Below are 17,200 nucleotides of genomic sequence, written 5' to 3'. Positions count from 1 at the left end.
GCCCTCGGCGTCAAGCAGTCCGGCGTGGTGCTGAAGTACATCGCCGCCGCCCGCGAGAAGGGCCTCGGCGTCATCTTCATCACCCACAACCCCCATCACGCCTACATGGTCGGCGACCACTTCAGCGTCCTACGTCTCGGAACGCTGGAACTGAGCGCCGAGCGCAGCCGGATCACGCTTGAGGAACTGACCAACCACATGGCCGGCGGTGCCGAACTGGCCGCGCTCAAGCACGAGTTGAGCCAGGTGCGCGGGGTGGACGTCGAGGAGCTTCCGGAAGAGGAGGACCTGACCGCACCCGTAGCGACCGCACCCGCTGCTGCCGCGTCCGACGACCCGGCCTGACTGCAGCTGACGATCCACCCTTTCCTACCGACCGAAGGCATTCCCCATGAAGATCGCCCTCGACCCGTACATGATCCGCAACGTGCCGTTGCTCGAACTCCCGGCCGTGGTGGCCGAGTTGGGCTACGAGTGGATCGAGCTCTCCCCCCGGGAGGACTTCATCCCCTTCTTCCGGCACCCGCGCGTCGACGACGCCACCGTACGGAAGTTCCGCAAGGCCCTGGACTCGGCCGGTGTCGGCATCTCCTCGCTGCTGCCGCTGTTCCGCTGGTCCGGCCCGGACGAGGACGCCCGCCAGGCCGCCGTACGCTACTGGAAGCGGTCCATCCAGATCTGTGCGGACCTCGGCGTGGACAGCATGATCTCCGAGTTCAACGGCCGCCCCGAGGACCCGGACCGCAGCGAGGCCCAGTTCTGGCGCTCGATGGACGAGTTGCTCCCCCTCTTCGAGCGGGAGGGCATCACGCTCACCCTGGAGCCGCACCCGGACGACTTCATCGAGAACGGCTACGACGCGATCAACCTGATCCGGGGCATCAACCACCCGAGCGTCAGCTTCCTCTACTGCGCGCCGCACACCTTCCACATCGGCAACGACGCCCCCGGCATCATCAAGTACGCCGGCGACCTGCTCACCCACGTCCACCTCGCGGACGCCCTCGACCACACCGCGTCGTCCGGCAACCGGTACATCCTCAACCCGCCCGGCACGCCGGCCCGGATCCACCAGCACCTGGACATCGGCCAGGGTGAGGTCGACTTCGACGAGCTCTTCCGCGAGCTGCGGGCCAACGGCTTCGACGGGACCCTGACCGCCTGCGTCTTCGCCTGGGAGGAACGGGCCAGGGAGTCTTCGCTGTTCATGCGCGAGAAGATCGCCGAGCATCTGTCCAAGTAATCCTGAGCAATCCGGACAACCTATTGACATGACATTTGAGCGCAAGGCATCGTACTGACGAGCTTTTAAAGCGCTTTAAGTCACGAAGGGGAACCAGTCTGATGCCGTTCGAAGTGCTGACCATCGGCCGTGTGGGAGTGGATGTGTATCCGCTCCAGACCGGCATCGGGCTGGCCGAGGTCACCTCGTTCGGCAAGTACCTGGGCGGCAGCCCGACGAATGCCGCCGTCGCTGCCGCCCGGTACGGACACTCCGCCGCCGTGATCACCAAGACGGGGCGGGACCCGTTCGGGGACTTCGTCCGGACCGCGCTGGACGGGTACGGGGTCGACCCCCGCTTCGTCGGTACGTCGGACATCGCGCCGACGCCGGTGACGTTCTGCGAGATCTTCCCTCCGGACGACTTCCCGCTGTACTTCTACCGGCTGCCCAAGGCTCCCGACCTGGACATTCAGGTGGATGAGCTTGACCTGAGCGCGGTGCGGGACGCGGCGGTCTTCTGGTTCACGGGAACCGGGCTGAGCGAGGAGCCGAGCCGCTCGGCCACCCTCGCCGCGCTCGCGTACCGGGCCAAGGCCGGGACGACGGTGTTCGACCTCGACTGGCGGCCGATGTTCTGGGCCGATCCGGCCGAGGCACGGTCGCACTACGCCGAGGCGTTGCGCCATACGACGGTGGCCGTCGGGAACCTCGACGAGTGCGAGGTCGCCACCGGGGAGCGTGAACCGTACGCCGCGGCCAAGGCGCTGCTCGCCGCCGGGGTGGAACTGGCCGTGGTGAAGCAGGGCCCGAGGGGCGTGCTGGCCATGGACCGCGACGGCACCGCCGCCGAGATCCCGCCAGTACCGGTGGACGTGGTCAACGGCCTCGGTGCCGGGGACGCGTTCGGCGGGGCCCTGTGCCACGGGCTGCTGTCCGGCTGGGACACCCGCCGCACGGTCGCCTTCGCCAACGCCGCCGGGGCCATCGTCGCCGGCCGGCTGTCCTGCTCCGACGCGATGCCGACCGAGGCCGAGGTGGAGGACAAGCTCCGCGAGGCGAACCCCAGCCCGACTGATCGAAAGGCGTGACGACGTGCCCTCCACCCATGTGAGCCGGATCGTGGACGCCCGGGTCAATGATCCCGGCGCCATCGCGGCCGCCGCAGCCCGCCGTGTGAAGGCCACTTCGCTGCTCGGCGAGCACGGCAAGGCGATGATCATCGCCGCCGACCATCCCGCGCGCGGCGCCAACGGAGTCGGCGGCGACCCCAACGCCATGGCCGACCGCTTCGAGCTCCTCGACCGGCTGTGCATCGCGCTGGAACGCCCGGGTGTGACCGGCGTGCTGGGCACCGCCGACATCCTGGAAGACCTGCTGCTGCTCGGCGTCCTGGACGGCAAGAGCGTCTTCGGCTCCATGAACCGCGGCGGGCTCGCGGGCAGCGTCTTCGAGATCGACGACCGGTTCACCGGCTACGACGCCGAGGCCATCGCGACGATGGGCTTCGACGGCGGCAAGATGCTCACCCGCATCGCACTCGGAGATCCCGCGACGCCCTCTGTCCTGGAGAACACGGCCCGTGCGGTCGATGAGCTGAATGACCGTCAGCTGATCGCGATGGTGGAGCCGTTCCTGTCCGTCTGGCAGGACGGCAGGATCCGCAACGACCTGTCGACGGACGCGGTCATCAAGTCGATCACGATCGCCTCGGGGCTGGGCCGCCGTACCGCCTACACCTGGCTGAAGCTGCCGGTCGTGGACGAGATGGAGCGCGTTCTCGCCTCGTCCACACTGCCCGCGCTGCTGCTCGGCGGCGAGGTCAAGGACGCCGAGGCCGCGTTCGCCTCCTGGGGCAAGGCGCTCAAGCAGCCCACCGCGCAGGGCCTGGTCGTCGGCCGTTCCCTGCTCTACCCCGCGAGCGGCGATGTCGCCGGTGTCGTGGACCGGGCGGTGAGCCTGCTGTGACCGACACCTCCAAGTACCACCTGCCCGCCGGAAGTTCGGCAGACAGCGACTACGACGTCCTGGTCACGCCGGAGTCGGCGGGCTGGGGATACTCCGGGCTCAGGATCCTGACCCTGCGGCCCGGTGAGGCACACGCCCTGTCCACCGGGGATTCCGAGCTCCTGGTCCTGCCGCTGACGGGCTCCTGCACCGTCACCACGGACGGCACGGCCTTCGAACTCGCCGGCCGGACAGGCGTGTTCGCCTCGCCCACCGACTTCGCCTACCTCCCCCGCCAGTCGGAGGCCCTGATCAGCAGCGCATCCGGTGGGAGGTTCGCGCTGCCCTCCGCCCGTACCGAGCAGGGAGGTCAACCAGCTCGGTACGGGCGCAAGGAGGACGTCCCCGTCGAGCTGCGCGGAGCGGGGGCGTGCTCCCGGCAGGTCAACAACTACTGCCTGCCCGGCACTTTCGACGCCGACCAGCTGCTGGTGTGCGAGGTCCTCACGCCGGGCGGCAACTGGTCGTCGTATCCGCCGCACAAGCACGACGAGGCGCGGACGGACGACGCGGGCAATCCGGTCGAGTCGGAGCTGGAGGAGATCTACTACTTCGAGGTCTCCGGCGACGGACACGGCTTCGGATACCAGCGCGTCTACGGCACCCCCGAGCGGCCGATCGACGTGCTCGCCGAAGTCCGCTCCGGCGACACCGTCCTCATTCCGCACGGCTGGCATGGCCCGTCGATCGCCGCCCCCGGCTACGACCTCTACTACCTCAACGTCATGGCCGGCCCCGGCCAGGACCGCGCCTGGCTGATCTGCGACGACCCCGCCCACGGCTGGGTCCGCGGCACCTGGGACGCCCAGGACATCGACGACCGGCTGCCGTTCGCGGCCGAGGAGAACGAGTGATGGAATCGATCAGGCTGACCACCTCCCAGGCGCTGGTCCGCTTCCTCGCCAACCAGTACAGCGAGCGCGACGGCCAGGAGCAGCGCCTCATCCCCGGCATGTGGGGCATCTTCGGCCACGGCAACGTCGCCGGCATCGGACAAGCCCTGCTCCAGGCCGCCGTCACCCGCGAGGCCGATCTGCCGTACTACCTCGCCCGCAACGAGCAGGGCATGGTCCACGCCTCGGTGGCGTACGCCAAGATGCGCGACCGGCTCGCCACCTTCGCCTGCACCGCGTCGACCGGGCCCGGCTCCACCAACATGATCACGGGTGCGGCGCTGGCCACGACCAACCGGCTGCCGGTGCTGCTGCTGCCGTCCGACATGTTCGCCACCCGCGCCGCCGACCCCGTGCTCCAGCAGCTGGAGGACACCCGGGGCGGGGACGTCACGGTCAACGACGCCTTCCGCGCCGTATCGAAGTACTTCGACCGCATCCAGCGCCCGGAGCAGCTCATCCCCGCCGCGCTCGCCGCGATGCGGGTACTCACCGACCCGGTGGAGACCGGGGCCGTCACCCTCGCGCTGCCGCAGGACGTGCAGGCCGAGGCCTACGACTGGCCGACCGACTTCTTCCGGCGCCGGGTGTGGCATGTGGGCCGCCCGGTGCCGGAGCACGCCGCCGTCGAACGGGCCGCCGCGCTGCTGCGGAACGCCAAGAAGCCGCTGATCGTGGCCGGTGGCGGCGTCGTCTACTCCGGTGCCGAGACCGCCCTGCGCGCGTTCACCGAGGCCACCGGCATCCCGGTCGCCGACACCCACGCCGGCAAGGGCGCGGTGCCGTGGGACCACCCGTACGCGGTCGGCGGCATCGGTTCGACGGGCTCGTACGCGGCGAATGAGCTGGCTCGTCAGGCCGATGTCGTCCTGGGCATCGGCACCCGGTACTCCGACTTCACGACTGCCAGCCACACCGTCTTCGGCAATCCGGACGTCACGTTCGTCAACCTCAACGTGGCCCGTCTGGACGCCGTCAAGCACTCGGCGGAGCCGCTGGTGGCCGACGCCCGCCTCGGCCTCCAGTCACTCGCCGGGGTCCTGTCGGAGTGGGAGGTCGAGCCGAAGTACCGGGCGCGCGCCCGCCAACTCATCGCTCGTACAAGGGAGATCGAGGAGGAGTGCTTCGCGCCGGACCGCAACACCGGCGACCTGCCCGCCCAGACCCAGATCCTCGGCGCGCTCAACGACGTCCTCGCCGACCGTGACGTGGTCATCAACGCCGCCGGATCCATGCCCGGCGACCTCCAGCAACTATGGCGGGCGCGGGACCCGAAGGCCTACCACGTCGAGTACGCCTACTCCTGCATGGGCTACGAGGTCGCCGCCGGCGTCGGCGCAAAGATGGCCGACCCGTCGCGTGAGGTCGTCGTACTCGTGGGCGACGGCTCGTATCTGATGATGGCTCAGGAGATCGTGACCATGGTCTCCGAGGGCCTGAAGGTCATCATCGTCCTGGTCCAGAACCACGGCTTCGCCTCCATCGGCGCGCTGTCGGAGTCCCTCGGATCGCAGCGCTTCGGCACCAAGTACCGCTTCCGCGACGGGGGTTCGGGCCAGCTCGACGGCGACGTCCTCCCCGTCGACCTCGCCGCCAACGCCTCCTCGCTCGGCGCCGACGTCCTGCACGCCACGAGTGTGGAGGAGTTCCGCTCGGCGATGGAGAAGGCCAAGGCCGCCACCCGCACCACCGTCGTCCACGTCGAGACCGACCTCCACGGGCCCAACCCGCCCGGCCACGGCTGGTGGGACGTCCCCGTCAGCCAGGCCTCCGCCCTGGAATCCACCCGAGCCGCGTACGAGACCTACGCCGCCCACAAGCAGGCCCAGCGCCACTACCTGTAAGGACGCGTTCCCGTGAAGACCATCCAGCACTGGATCAACGGCGGTCCCACTCCGGGCTCCGCCGCCGACACGCAGCCGGTGTTCAACCCGGCCACCGGTGCCGAGCAGGCCCAGCTCGTCCTGGGCGGCGCCTCCGACGTGGACACCGCGGTCGCCGCCGCCTCCGCAGCGTTCGAGACCTGGTCCGAGTCCTCCCTCACCCAACGCACCCAGGTCATGTTCAACTTCCGCCAGCTCCTCGTCGAGCACGAGGAGGAGCTCGGCCGGATCATCTCCGCCGAGCACGGCAAGACCGTGGACGACGCCCGCGGCGAGATCACCCGCGGCCGCGAGGTCGTGGAGTTCGCCTGCGGACTGGGCGACGTGCTCAAGGGCGCCTTCTCCGACCAGGTCTCGCGCGGCGTGGACGTGCACAACTTCCGCCAGCCGCTCGGCGTGGTCGCGGGCATCACCCCGTTCAACTTCCCGGCCATGGTGCCGCTGTGGATGCACCCGATCGCCATCGCCACCGGCAACACCTTCATCCTGAAGCCGAGTGAGCGCGACCCCTCCGCCGCGAACTTCGTCGCCGAGCTGTATCAGAAGGCCGGTCTGCCCGACGGCGTCTTCAACGTCGTCCACGGCGGCAAGCCCGCCGTCGACGCGATCCTCACCCACCCCGGCATCAAGGCCGTCTCCTTCGTCGGCTCCACCCCCATCGCCAAGTACGTCCACGAGCAGGCCACCGCCCACGGCAAGCGCGTCCAGGCCCTCGGCGGCGCCAAGAACCACGCCGTCGTCCTGCCCGACGCCGACCTCGAATTCGCCGCCAACCACATCACCGCCGGCGCCTACGGCTCCGCGGGCGAACGCTGCATGGCCGTCTCCGTGGCCGTCGCCGTGGGCGAGGCGGCCGACGGGCTGGTCGAGGTCCTCACGCGCAAGGCCCGCGAGGTCAAGGTCGGCCCCGGGGACCGGCCCGGCACCGACATGGGCCCGCTGGTCACCAAGGCCGCCCAGGAGCGCGTGGAGAACGCGGTCGGCGGTGCCGCCGCGCAGGGCGCCACCGTCGTGGTGGACGGCCGTGGGCTGAAGGTCGAGGGACACGAGGAGGGCTTCTTCACCGGCCCGTCCCTGCTCGACCACGTCACCGCCGAGATGGACGCCTACAAGGAGGAGCTCTTCGGCCCGGTCCTCGCGATCGTCCGCGCCGACTCCCTCGACCAGGCCATCGACCTGATCAACGCCAACCCCTACGGCAACGGCACCGCCCTGTTCACCGCCTCCGGCGAGGCCGCCCGCCGCTTCCAGCGGAAGGTCGACGTCGGCATGATCGGCGTCAACGTCCCCGTCCCGGTCCCGATGTCGTACTACTCCTTCGGCGGCTGGAAGGACTCCCTCATCGGCGACTCCCCCGTCCACGGCCCCGAAGGCATCCGCTTCTACACCCGGCCGAAGGTCGTCACCACCCGCTGGCCCCAGACCGAGCAGCAGGTCACCGCCGGCTTCAACTTCCCCACCTCCAGCTGAGGCATCCCCCCGCGCCCCCACACATCGACCGGTAGGAGGTGGCCATGGCCGTCAGGGACGACGCGCACCAGGCCCTCACACCAAGCGGTACAGCAAGCAGTACCGCCAAGGACAGCGCTTCTCCGGAGGTCTACCGGAGGCTACGGCTCATCACCGTCATCGCCACCTTCGGCGGACTCCTCTTCGGCTACGACACCGGCGTCATATCCGGCGCGTTGCCCTTCATGTCCCTCTCCGCCGAGAAGGGCGGGCTCGGGCTCACCCCGCTGACCGAGGGGATCGTCGCCTCGTCGCTGGTGCTCGGCGCGGCCTTCGGGGCGCTGTACGGCGGGCGGCTCGCCGACCGGCACGGGCGCAGGCGGACGATCCTCGGGCTCGCCGTGCTGTTCTTCGTCGGTGCGCTGGGTACCGCGCTCGCGCCCGGGCTCGAAGTGATGGTGCTGTTCCGGGTGCTGCTCGGGCTGGCCGTGGGCGGTGCGTCCGCGACGGTGCCCGTGTTCATCGCCGAGCTGGCCCCCGCCGAGCACCGTGGCCGTCTGGTGACACAGAACGAACTGATGATCGTGACCGGGCAGTTGCTGGCGTACACCTCCAACGCGGTCATCGCCAGGACCCTGGGCGAGGGCGGCGTATGGCGCTGGATGCTCGCGATCGCCGCGGTGCCGGCCGTGGCGCTGTGGATCGGGATGTTCTTCGTGCCGGAGTCACCACGATGGCTGGCCTCTCGCGGGCGGTTCGACGAGGCGGCGAGCACGCTGGCGCGGATCCGTGACGCGCGGGTCGTGGACGCGGAGTTCGCCGAGATCAGGAGCCGGGTCGCGGCCGACGCGGACCGGCCGCAGGCCGGCTGGCAGGATCTGCGTACTCCGTGGATACGGCGCATCGTGACCGTCGGGCTGGGGCTGGCCGTGCTGTCGCAGCTGACCGGCGTCAATTCGATCATGTACTTCGCGCCGACGATCCTGCTGGACACCGGGCTCGGCACGCAGGCGGCCCTGACGGCCACCATCGCCAACGGCGTCGTCGCGGTGATCGCGGTGTCGACCGGCATGTGGCTGCTGGGCCGGTTCGGGCGGCGTCCGATGCTGCTGACCGGGCAGGTCGGCGTCACCGTGTCGCTGGTGCTGATCGCGCTGTGTTTCCTGCTCCTGCCTCAGTCGTCGGTGCGCAGCTATCTGGTGCTCGCGTCCATGCTGACCTTCCTGCTGTTCATGCAGGGCTGTATCGCGACCGTGTTCTGGCTGATGCTCTCGGAGATCTTCCCGCTGCGGCTGCGCGGCTTCGCGATGGGCACGGCCGTGTTCGGCACCTGGATGGCCAACTTCGTGGTCACGCTGGTGTTTCCGCCGCTGATCGACGCGGTCGGCGGGACCACGTTCCTGATCTTCGCCGCGGTCAATGTGGCGACGTTCTTCTTCTATCTCCGCACCATCCCCGAGACCAAGGGCCGCTCGATGGAGGCCATCGAGTCCCACTTCCGGCGCCAGTTCGCCGCCTGATCCCCATCTCCCCTCCCCCTTCTCCTCCCAGTTCTCCTTCCAGGATTTTCGAAAGGCACCGCCATGACCACCTCCGCCAAACCCCTGTCCGTCGCGGTGATCGGAGCCGGCATGGCCGGCCGCAGCCACGCCGCCGGATACCGCAACGTCAACACGGTCTTCGGGGCCGGCCTGCCGCCGGTCCGGCTGGCCGCGATCGCCGACGCCAACATCGCGCTCGGTGAGGACGCGGCGCGTCGGTACGGGTTCGAGAAGGCGCTTCCGAGCTGGGAGGCCGTGGTCGAAGACCCGACGATCGACGCCGTCAGCATCGTCGTCGGCAATGCGCTGCACCGGCCGATCGCGGAGGCGCTGGTCGCGGCGGGCAAGCATGTGCTGTGCGAGAAGCCGCTGGCCGGGTCGATGGCGGACGCCCGTGCGATGGCCGAGCTGGAGCGCACGGCCGAGGTTGTGACGTCCGTCGGCTACACCTTCCGCCGGGCCCCCGGCATCGCCGCGATCCGTGACCATGTGCGCGGCGGTGAGCTGGGTGATCTGACGCTGTTCAGCGGGCGCTACTGGTGCGACTACGCGACCGACGCGAACGGCCCGCTGAGCTGGCGGTTCAAGGGCGGGCCCGGTTCGGGCGCGCTGGGCGACATCGGCTCGCACGTCATCGACGTCGCCGAGTACGTCGCCGGGCCCATCGCCTCCGTATCCGGCGCGTCGCTGTCGACGCAGATCACCAAGCGTCCGCTGCCGCTGGGCGCGGTCGTCGGGCACAACGCGGCGCCCGTCTCGGACGAGTTCGGCGAGGTCGAGAACGAGGACACCGCGACCTTCACCGCTCGCTTCGAGTCGGGCCTGGTCGGCACGTTCTCGGTGTCGCGCACCGGTTTCGGTCTGCCCAACGGGCTCTTCTTCGACGTGCTGGGCGTGGACGGCCGGGCCGCGTTCGACCAGCACCGGCCCGCCGAGTACCTCTTCGACGACGCACAGCCCGAGGCCCGTACGCGAGGCGCCCGGCAGATCATCGCCGGTCCGCAGATGCCGTACTTCGCGGGCGGTGTCCCGATGGAGGCGCCCGGTGTGGGCGCCAGCAACGGCGACAACTTCACCTACCAGGCGCGGGCGTTCCTCGACCAGGTCGCGGGCGTGGCCGAGCCGCTGCCGGCCTGCGCCACGTTCGCCGACGCGCTGCGCACGATGGAGATCATCCAGGCCGTCGTCGAGTCCTCCCGCAACGACGGCGCCGCCGTCGCGGTCCCGCCCGTCGCCTGACCCCCCGCACAGAAGGAATACGACTCATGGCACTCAAGCTCGGCGCCTACACCGCCTGTCTGCACGACCGCACCCTCACCGAGGCCCTCGACATCCTCAAGGAGAACGGCCTGACCTCGGTCGAGGTCAACACCGGCGGCTTCATCCCCTCCCCGCACTGCCCGGTCGACCTGCTGCTGTCCTCGGCCACGGCCCGCGAGGAGTACCTGGCGGTCTTCGCCGACCGCGGCATGGAACTGACCGGCCTCAACTGCAACGGCAACCCGCTCAACCCGCTTCCCGGGGTGGGTCCGAAGCACGCCGACGACCTGCGCCGCACGATCCGCCTCGCCGGCCTGCTGGGCGTCAGGCACGTGGTCACCATGTCCGGCACCCCGGGCTCCGACCCGGACGCCAAGTACCCCTCCTGGGTCGTGAACCCCTGGGACGGCGTCTACATGGACGTCCTGGACTACCAGTGGGGCGTGGCCGTCGAGTTCTGGAAGGAGATCGACGCCCTCGCCCGGGAGAACGACGTCCGGGTCGCCATCGAGATGCACCCGCACAACCTGGTGTTCTCGCCGGTGACCTTGAAGCGGCTGGTCGACGAGGGCGGTCTGACCAACGTCGGCGCGGAGATGGACCCGTCCCACCTGATGTGGCAGGGCATGGACGTCATCGCCTCCATCAAGTGGCTGGGCCCGCTGGTGTTCCACGCCGCCGCGAAGGACGCGACGCTGTGCCCCGGCGCCGACATCCGCGGCGTACTGGACACGTCGTTCACCCGAGTTCCGGCCGACGCGGACGGCAAGGTCCCGACCGGCTACGGCTTCTGGTGCAACTCCTGGCCCGAGAACCCGGCGTGGAAGTTCGTCGCCGTCGGCCTCGGCAACGACGTCCCGTTCTGGACCGAGTTCCTGCGCGCCCTCGCCGAGGTCGACCCGGACATGGCCGTGAACATCGAGCACGAGGACGCCGCCTACTCCCAGACCGAGGGCCTCGCCCTGGCCGCCAAGAACCTGCACACCGCGGCGACGGCACTCTGACCCGTCCTTGACGCGGCCCCGTTCCCGGCTCTCGGGGACGGGGCCCTGTCGGTCTCCGGTCGGCCATTCGTGCGCCACGGCGTCCGCGTGTGCGCTCGACGCGCGCCCGGGCACGCGCGCCCCCGGTCCGCGGAAAGTGCTCTGCCGGGCCGCGCGCCGCGGCAACGAGCCTCGGCCGGGCTTGCCTGCGCCCTGTCACAGGACGTCGTGCCGGGGTGTACATGAAAGAGCGAATTGCAGATCCACCCCCTCTGCGGAGAAGGCTGTTTCATGCCTCAGGCGCTGCAGGACAACCCCGACGACACTCAGCTACTCGTCCCCGATCTCGCGTTGCCGTTTCCGGAGCGGCGAAGTCCGCACTGGGCGGCCGCCGAGCGCGCCGTGCTTCGCTGGGCCCGCACAACCGGCCTGGCTGCCACTGCGCGGGAGGCCGACCAGATGGCTGCTCATGCGTGGGGACTCTGTGCGGCGGTGGCCACCCCCAGGGCATCGAGGGCACGTCTGTCCCGCATGGGCTGCTGGCTCGCCTGGATGGGGGTGCTGGACGACACTGCGGAGTCGGAGCGCAGCCGTGCCTCGTTCGCCGAGGCGGTCAAAGGCATTCGGGCCGTGCTGGCCGGCCGGCCTCCCCTCGGACGCCACCCGCTGACCGCCGCCTTCACCGACCTGCACCAGCGCACCCGCACGCTCGGCTCCCCGGCCTGGCGCACAAGGCATACCGAGACAGTCGCTCAGTTGCTGGACGGTCTGGTCGAGGAACAACACGTCAAATGCCAGGGTCTCCCCGGAGTCGCACAGTATGTGGAGCAGCGTCGGATCACCGGCTATATGCCGTTGCTCTACAACCTGACGGAAGTCGTCCTGCGATGCGAGATTCCCTCTGCCATCCGGCAGACCGATTCATTTACGCGACTCGTCACCGCTTCGATCGACGCCGCCGACTTCATCAACGACGTCCACACACTGCGCAAGGAACTGGCACATGGCGAGACCGGAAATCTCGTCATCGTCCTCGCGCATGAACGCGGCATCACCCTCGAACGAGCCCTCCACGAGGCCGCGTTGCGCATCCGGAAGGCCGTGGAGGACTTCCAGATCGCGGAACAGGACCTGCACTGCGCACTACAGGCCCGGCCACTGCCCGTACTGCCCATGGGCGCTTGGCAGGCCACCCTGACCATGGTCGATTCCATGCACGACTGGATTGCCGGACTTCCCGCCTACTACCGCGCCTCGGGACGCTACAGGAGGTAACCAGTGCTCAAGCCCCAGGGTCATTCCTCAGCCTTCGCGCCCACGGAGGGCGTTTCCCCACGCTACGTCGACGAAATGCCCCCACTCCCCGTCCCGAACGGCTGGTTCTGCGTCGGATTCTCCGGCGAGCTTGCTCCGGGCAGGGTGGCAACCCGGCAACTGGCGGGCCAGGACGTGGTGCTGTACCGAACGTGCGGCGGCGTGCTGCGCGCGAGCCGCCCCTACTGCCCTCATCTGGGAGCGCATCTCGGCGGGGGCGGAAGAGTGGAGGGAGAAGAGATCGTCTGTTCCTTCCACGGTTTCGGGTTCGGGCCGGATGGCGTCTGTACGCGGACGGGCTATGGAACCCGCCCGCCGAAGGCTTCCCTTTCCCTGCTGCCGGTCCGGGAGGAGAACGGCCTGATCATGGTGTGGCACCACCACGCCGGTGATCCACCGAGCTGGGAGCCGCAAGCCGTCCATGCCGGAGATTTCTCTCCGGTGGCACGCGACACCACCGCCTGTGCGGGCCACCCCCAGGAAGTGCTGGAGAACATCGTGGACTTCGGCCACCTCACGAATCTGCACGCGCCTCGCGTCTCCAGCGCGCGGGTGCCCAAGTCCTTCACGGAGGACGGGGTCAGGGGCCATGTCACGCTCGAAATGGAGGTGTGTCCCCCCGGCTGGAAGAAGCCGATGCCCACCACCTATGAATTCACGCTGCACGGTCTGGGCGGAACGGAGGTCCACATCAGCATGCCGGCGGGCTTCACCGTGCGCATCTGGTTCATGGCGACCCCGGTCGCCCCGTGGCGAATCCAGCTGCGCAGTGGAATCGAGGCACGAGTCCCCGGCCCCGGGCTCCTCCCGGCGCCTTTGGGCCGCATGCTGGCGACCGCCGGCACCTACGTGATGTCCCAGTTCGTCTTGTGGTACCACAACCGGGTGTTCCTGTTCTCCGAGCGAAACGGCGACGTGCCCGTGTGGAACACCAAGGAATACCTCCCCCGGCCCCGTCTGGCCGAGGGGGACGGCCCCATCACCCGATATCGACATTGGGCGGCGCAGTTCTACCCGCCCTCGACGCACCCGGTGGCCCTCAGGCAGGATCCACTCCATGATCTCCGTAGTGCAGAACGTGGCGATTGACTGCGCCGATGCCTATGAACTGGCGCGGTTCTGGAGTGGCGTGACCGGTGGTCCGTTGGATCCGCAGGGCAGACCCGGCGACCGGGAGACGCAGGTGATGCTCCCGGAGGGCCCGGCGCTGTACTTCAACCAGGTGCCGGAACCGAAGACGGTCAAGAACCGGATCCATTTGTGCCTGCGCCCGACGACCTCGCGCGAGGAGGAGATCGAGCGGCTGCTGAAGCTCGGAGCCACCCTGGTCGCCGACCGCCGGGAGCCCGACGGCGGGGGCTGGGCCGTCCTCGCCGATCCCGAGGGCAATGAGTTCTGTGTCCTGCGCAGCGAGTCCGATCGTGCCGGAGCGGCTCTCTGACCTGCCGTTTTCCGGAAGGTCTTCCGCCTGGCAGAAGGCGTCTTGCGTCATGGCCGCAGGCGTCAGGACGCTGATCCCAACCACGGCACGCGGGGCGACAGCGCCCCGCTCTCAGGGACGGGAACGCCATGCCTCACACGACCGCCTTCGCCAGGAACCAGTGGTACGTCGCCGCCTACAGCCATGAGGTCGGGCGCGAGTTGCTCGGCCGGACCATCCTCGGGGAGACGCTCGTCCTCTACCGCACGGAGGAGGGGACGCCGGTCGTGCTGCACGACCGCTGTGTGCACCGCCGCTACCCGCTGTCCGAGGCCCCGACCCGGCTCGACGGCGACCGGATCGTGTGCGGGTACCACGGGTTCACGTACGACACGACCGGTACGTGTGTGTACGTGCCGGGGCAGAAACGCGTCCCGCGTACGGCGCGCGTCGCCTCGTACCCGGTCGTCGAGCAGGACTCCCTGATCTGGGTGTGGGTCGGCGACCCGGCGCTCGCCGACCCGCAGAGCATCCCGCGGGCCAGGCACCTGGACTCCCCCGGCTGGGTCACCGTGCGCGGTATGGAGCCCATCGACTGCGACTACGGCCTCCTGGTGGACAACCTCCTCGACCTCTCCCACGAGACCTATCTGCACGGCGGCTACATCGGCACCCCCGAGGTCGCCGAGACGCCCATCACCACCGAGGTCGACGAGGGCGCCGGCATCGTCCGGGTCAGCCGGCACATGGACGACGCCGAATGCCCGCCGTTCTACGCCAGGTCGACCGGCATCGAGGGCCGGATCACCCGCTGGCAGGACATCGAGTACCACGCCCCGTGCCTGTATCTGCTGCACAGCCGCGTCGCCCCGGTCGGCGTGGTGCCCGAGCCCGACGGCAGCGACCCGGGCGGCTTCCACACCGAGGTCACGTACGCCATCACGCCGTCCGGCGACGGCAAGGTGTACGACTTCTGGGCGGTCTCGCGGGACTGGGCGACGGACGACGACGAGGTCACCGAGTTCCTGCGGAAGAACAACCACACGGTCGTCATGCAGGACGTCACCGCCCTCAACCTGCTGCAGAAGACCCTCGGCACCGAGCGCCACGGCTACCAGGAGCTGAGCATCAACATCGACACCGGTGGCCTGGCCGCCCGCCGTATCCTCGCCCGGCTGGTCGAGGAGGGCGACAAGCCCCTGGAGAAGGCCCTGTGAGCACCAGTCCGACCGGCGAGATCTACCGCATCGACTGGCTGCCGGGCACCGACGTCCTGCACGGCACCTGTCACTGCGGCCGCGAGCACACCGCGCAGGACCCGGTGGAGATGTGGGAGTGGATGCTCGCCCACCCCCAGGGACACGACCCCAAGGGGCACCAGCCCGAAGGACACCAGCCCCAGGGACATCAGCCTCAAGGAAGCAGCTCATGAGCGCCGTGTACGAGGCCGAACTCGTCGTCGAGACGCGGGAGTTGGCCGCCGACGGCGTCCTCGCCCTCACACTGCGCCACCCGCTCGGCGAGCAGCTCCCCGCCTGGGAACCCGGCGCCCACATCGACGTCGTGCTCGGGCCGGACCTGGAGCGGCAGTACTCGCTGTGCGGCGATCCGGCCGACCGTACGGCCTGGCGGATCGCGGTACTCCGGGAGCCGGACGGGCGGGGCGGATCCGCCCATGTGCACGAGCAGTTGGGGCAGGGCGACAAGGTCCGGGTGCGCGGCCCGCGCAATCACTTCGCCCTGCGGCCCGCGCCCCGCTACCGGTTCATCGCGGGCGGCATCGGCATCACCCCGATCCTGCCGATGCTGGCCGCGGCCGATGCGTCGGGCGCGGAGTGGACGTTGCTGTACGGCGGGCGGGCGCGTCGGTCCATGGCGTTCACCGAGGAGTTGGGCCGTTACGGCGACCGTGTCACCGTCGCCCCGCAGGAGGAGGTCGGGCTGCTGGACCTCGCCTCCGTGCTCGACGGCGTTCCCGACGGCACGCTCGTCTACTGCTGCGGTCCCGGTCCGCTGCTCGACGCGGTGGAGGAGCGGTGCCCGGCCGGGGTGCTGCACGTCGAGCGGTTCCAGGCGAAGGAGCAACCCGTCGGTGCGGACGGCGAGTTCGAGGTCGAGCTGGCGCAGAGCGGGCTGACGCTCACCGTCGCGCCGGGTGTGTCCGTGCTGGACACGGTCCGGTCGGCCGGCGTCGAGGTGCTCTTCTCCTGCACCGAGGGCACCTGCGGGACCTGCGAGACCGACGTCCTGGACGGCACACCGGAGCACCGGGACTCCGTCCTCACGCCGGAGGAGCTGGAGAGCGGCGAGACGATGATGATCTGCGTGTCGCGGTGCCGGGGGAAGCGGCTGGTCCTGGATCTGTGATGCGCAGGTCGGCCTCGATCGCGGCGACCGTAGAGCGCAGGTGCGGCAGCAGGTCCCGTCGCACCGAGGCCACGGTGTTACGGCCCGCGTGCACGGCGATGTTGACCGCCGCGACCACCTCGCCGTCCCGGTCCCGCACCGGGGCGGCGACCGACATCAGCCCCTCCTCCAGCTCCTGGTCGACGACGGCGTAACCCTGCCGGCGGACGCGGCGCAGCTCCGCCCGCAGGGCGTCCCGCGAGGTGATCGTGCACGCGGTCAGGGGCTTCAACTCGACGCGGCCGAGGAGGACTTCGACCTGCTCCGCCGGGCCGTGCGCGAGGATCACCCGGCCCACCGACGTGACATACGCCGGGAAGCGCGTCCCCACCGTGATGGACGCCGTCATGATGCGGCGGGTCGCCACCCGGGCGACATACACGATGTCGTCGCCGTCGAGGACGCACAGCGACGACGACTCCCGTACCCGCGCGACGAGTTGCTCCAGATGCGGTTCGGCGATCTGGGGCAGCGTGTAGCCGGCGAGGTAGGAGTAGCCGAGTTCCAGCACGCGCGGGGTGAGGCGGAAGAGGCGGCCGTCCTGGTGGACGTAGCCGAGGTCGGCGAGGGTCAGCAGTAGTCGGCGGGCGGCGGCACGCGTCAGGTCGCAGGTCTGGGCGACCTCGCTGAGGGTGCGGGCGGGATGCTCGGCGTCGAAGCAGCGGATGACGGCGAGGCCACGCTCGAAGGACCTCACGAAGTGCGGTGCGCGGGCTTCGGCGGACATCGCCACCTCCAGAAGTGTCAACAATGTTGTCGGCGAACCTTGGTGACCCCATTGACCGGATGCGGTTGAGGCTTCTACCTTCCCGCTGAGCAACC

At 69.7% G+C, this 17,200-nt stretch carries 16 protein-coding genes and 1 pseudogene; 16 read left to right on the top strand and 1 reads right to left on the bottom strand.

What is annotated here, in order from left to right:
* The 16 genes and pseudogenes from ACFWYS_RS08790 to ACFWYS_RS08715 all read left to right on the top strand — a co-directional run.
* A pseudogene (locus ACFWYS_RS08790) lies at window positions 1-345 on the top strand (sugar ABC transporter ATP-binding protein); the annotation flags it as partial.
* A 46-nt stretch (window positions 346-391) separates the two neighbouring features.
* Window positions 392-1,243, top strand: coding sequence for a sugar phosphate isomerase/epimerase family protein (locus ACFWYS_RS08785; RefSeq protein ID WP_384765094.1), 852 nt, complete (start codon window positions 392-394; stop codon window positions 1,241-1,243).
* 101 nt (window positions 1,244-1,344) lie between these two features.
* Window positions 1,345-2,313: a 5-dehydro-2-deoxygluconokinase gene (gene iolC, locus ACFWYS_RS08780; RefSeq protein WP_384765092.1), complete on the top strand. Its 969-nt coding sequence runs from the start codon at window positions 1,345-1,347 to the stop codon at window positions 2,311-2,313.
* A gap of 4 nt (window positions 2,314-2,317) precedes the next feature.
* The gene (locus ACFWYS_RS08775; RefSeq protein ID WP_384765090.1) at window positions 2,318-3,190 is read left to right on the top strand and encodes an aldolase; all 873 of its coding nucleotides are present in this window, start codon (window positions 2,318-2,320) and stop codon (window positions 3,188-3,190) included.
* A complete protein-coding gene (gene iolB, locus ACFWYS_RS08770; RefSeq protein WP_384765089.1) occupies window positions 3,187-4,083 on the top strand; it encodes a 5-deoxy-glucuronate isomerase in 897 nt (298 codons plus the stop codon). Before ACFWYS_RS08775 ends, iolB begins: the two co-directional genes overlap by 4 nt.
* A complete protein-coding gene (gene iolD, locus ACFWYS_RS08765; RefSeq protein ID WP_384765087.1) occupies window positions 4,083-5,966 on the top strand; it encodes a 3D-(3,5/4)-trihydroxycyclohexane-1,2-dione acylhydrolase (decyclizing) in 1,884 nt (627 codons plus the stop codon). The genes iolB and iolD overlap by 1 nt, the downstream gene beginning before the upstream one ends.
* Window positions 5,967-5,978: 12 nt before the next feature.
* A complete protein-coding gene (locus tag ACFWYS_RS08760) occupies window positions 5,979-7,475 on the top strand; it encodes a CoA-acylating methylmalonate-semialdehyde dehydrogenase (protein ID WP_384765085.1) in 1,497 nt (498 codons plus the stop codon).
* 44 nt (window positions 7,476-7,519) lie between these two features.
* The gene (locus ACFWYS_RS08755) at window positions 7,520-8,974 is read left to right on the top strand and encodes a sugar porter family MFS transporter (protein WP_384765083.1); all 1,455 of its coding nucleotides are present in this window, start codon (window positions 7,520-7,522) and stop codon (window positions 8,972-8,974) included.
* Window positions 8,975-9,037: 63 nt separating this feature from the next.
* On the top strand, window positions 9,038-10,234 hold the full coding sequence (locus tag ACFWYS_RS08750) for a Gfo/Idh/MocA family protein (protein ID WP_384765081.1): 1,197 nt from the start codon (window positions 9,038-9,040) through the stop codon (window positions 10,232-10,234).
* Between the two features lie 26 nt (window positions 10,235-10,260).
* On the top strand, window positions 10,261-11,259 hold the full coding sequence (locus ACFWYS_RS08745) for a sugar phosphate isomerase/epimerase family protein (RefSeq protein ID WP_384765079.1): 999 nt from the start codon (window positions 10,261-10,263) through the stop codon (window positions 11,257-11,259).
* A gap of 270 nt (window positions 11,260-11,529) precedes the next feature.
* A complete protein-coding gene (locus tag ACFWYS_RS08740; RefSeq protein WP_384765077.1) occupies window positions 11,530-12,513 on the top strand; it encodes a hypothetical protein in 984 nt (327 codons plus the stop codon).
* Between the two features lie 3 nt (window positions 12,514-12,516).
* Window positions 12,517-13,641: a Rieske 2Fe-2S domain-containing protein gene (locus tag ACFWYS_RS08735; RefSeq protein WP_384765075.1), complete on the top strand. Its 1,125-nt coding sequence runs from the start codon at window positions 12,517-12,519 to the stop codon at window positions 13,639-13,641.
* A complete protein-coding gene (locus ACFWYS_RS08730; RefSeq protein WP_384765073.1) occupies window positions 13,610-13,993 on the top strand; it encodes a VOC family protein in 384 nt (127 codons plus the stop codon). Before ACFWYS_RS08735 ends, ACFWYS_RS08730 begins: the two co-directional genes overlap by 32 nt.
* Before the next feature lie 128 nt (window positions 13,994-14,121).
* Window positions 14,122-15,189 carry a Rieske 2Fe-2S domain-containing protein gene (locus ACFWYS_RS08725; protein WP_384765071.1) on the top strand — a complete coding sequence of 356 codons (1,068 nt, stop codon included), beginning with the start codon at window positions 14,122-14,124 and terminating at the stop codon, window positions 15,187-15,189.
* A complete protein-coding gene (locus tag ACFWYS_RS08720) occupies window positions 15,186-15,404 on the top strand; it encodes a hypothetical protein (protein ID WP_384765069.1) in 219 nt (72 codons plus the stop codon). Before ACFWYS_RS08725 ends, ACFWYS_RS08720 begins: the two co-directional genes overlap by 4 nt.
* On the top strand, window positions 15,401-16,339 hold the full coding sequence (locus tag ACFWYS_RS08715; RefSeq protein WP_384765067.1) for a PDR/VanB family oxidoreductase: 939 nt from the start codon (window positions 15,401-15,403) through the stop codon (window positions 16,337-16,339). Before ACFWYS_RS08720 ends, ACFWYS_RS08715 begins: the two co-directional genes overlap by 4 nt.
* Here the strand turns inward: ACFWYS_RS08715 and ACFWYS_RS08710 are convergent.
* Window positions 16,254-17,105 carry an IclR family transcriptional regulator C-terminal domain-containing protein gene (locus ACFWYS_RS08710; protein ID WP_384765065.1) on the bottom strand — a complete coding sequence of 284 codons (852 nt, stop codon included), beginning with the start codon at window positions 17,103-17,105 and terminating at the stop codon, window positions 16,254-16,256. The genes ACFWYS_RS08715 and ACFWYS_RS08710 overlap by 86 nt on opposite strands.
* Window positions 17,106-17,200: the final 95 nt, after the last annotated feature.

Source organism: Streptomyces sp. NPDC059010 (assembly GCF_042740355.1).
In the GTDB taxonomy this organism is placed as follows: domain Bacteria; phylum Actinomycetota; class Actinomycetes; order Streptomycetales; family Streptomycetaceae; genus Streptomyces.
The sequence above is the reverse complement of the archived record's forward strand: the minus strand, read 5'-3'. Positions and strand labels throughout refer to the sequence as shown.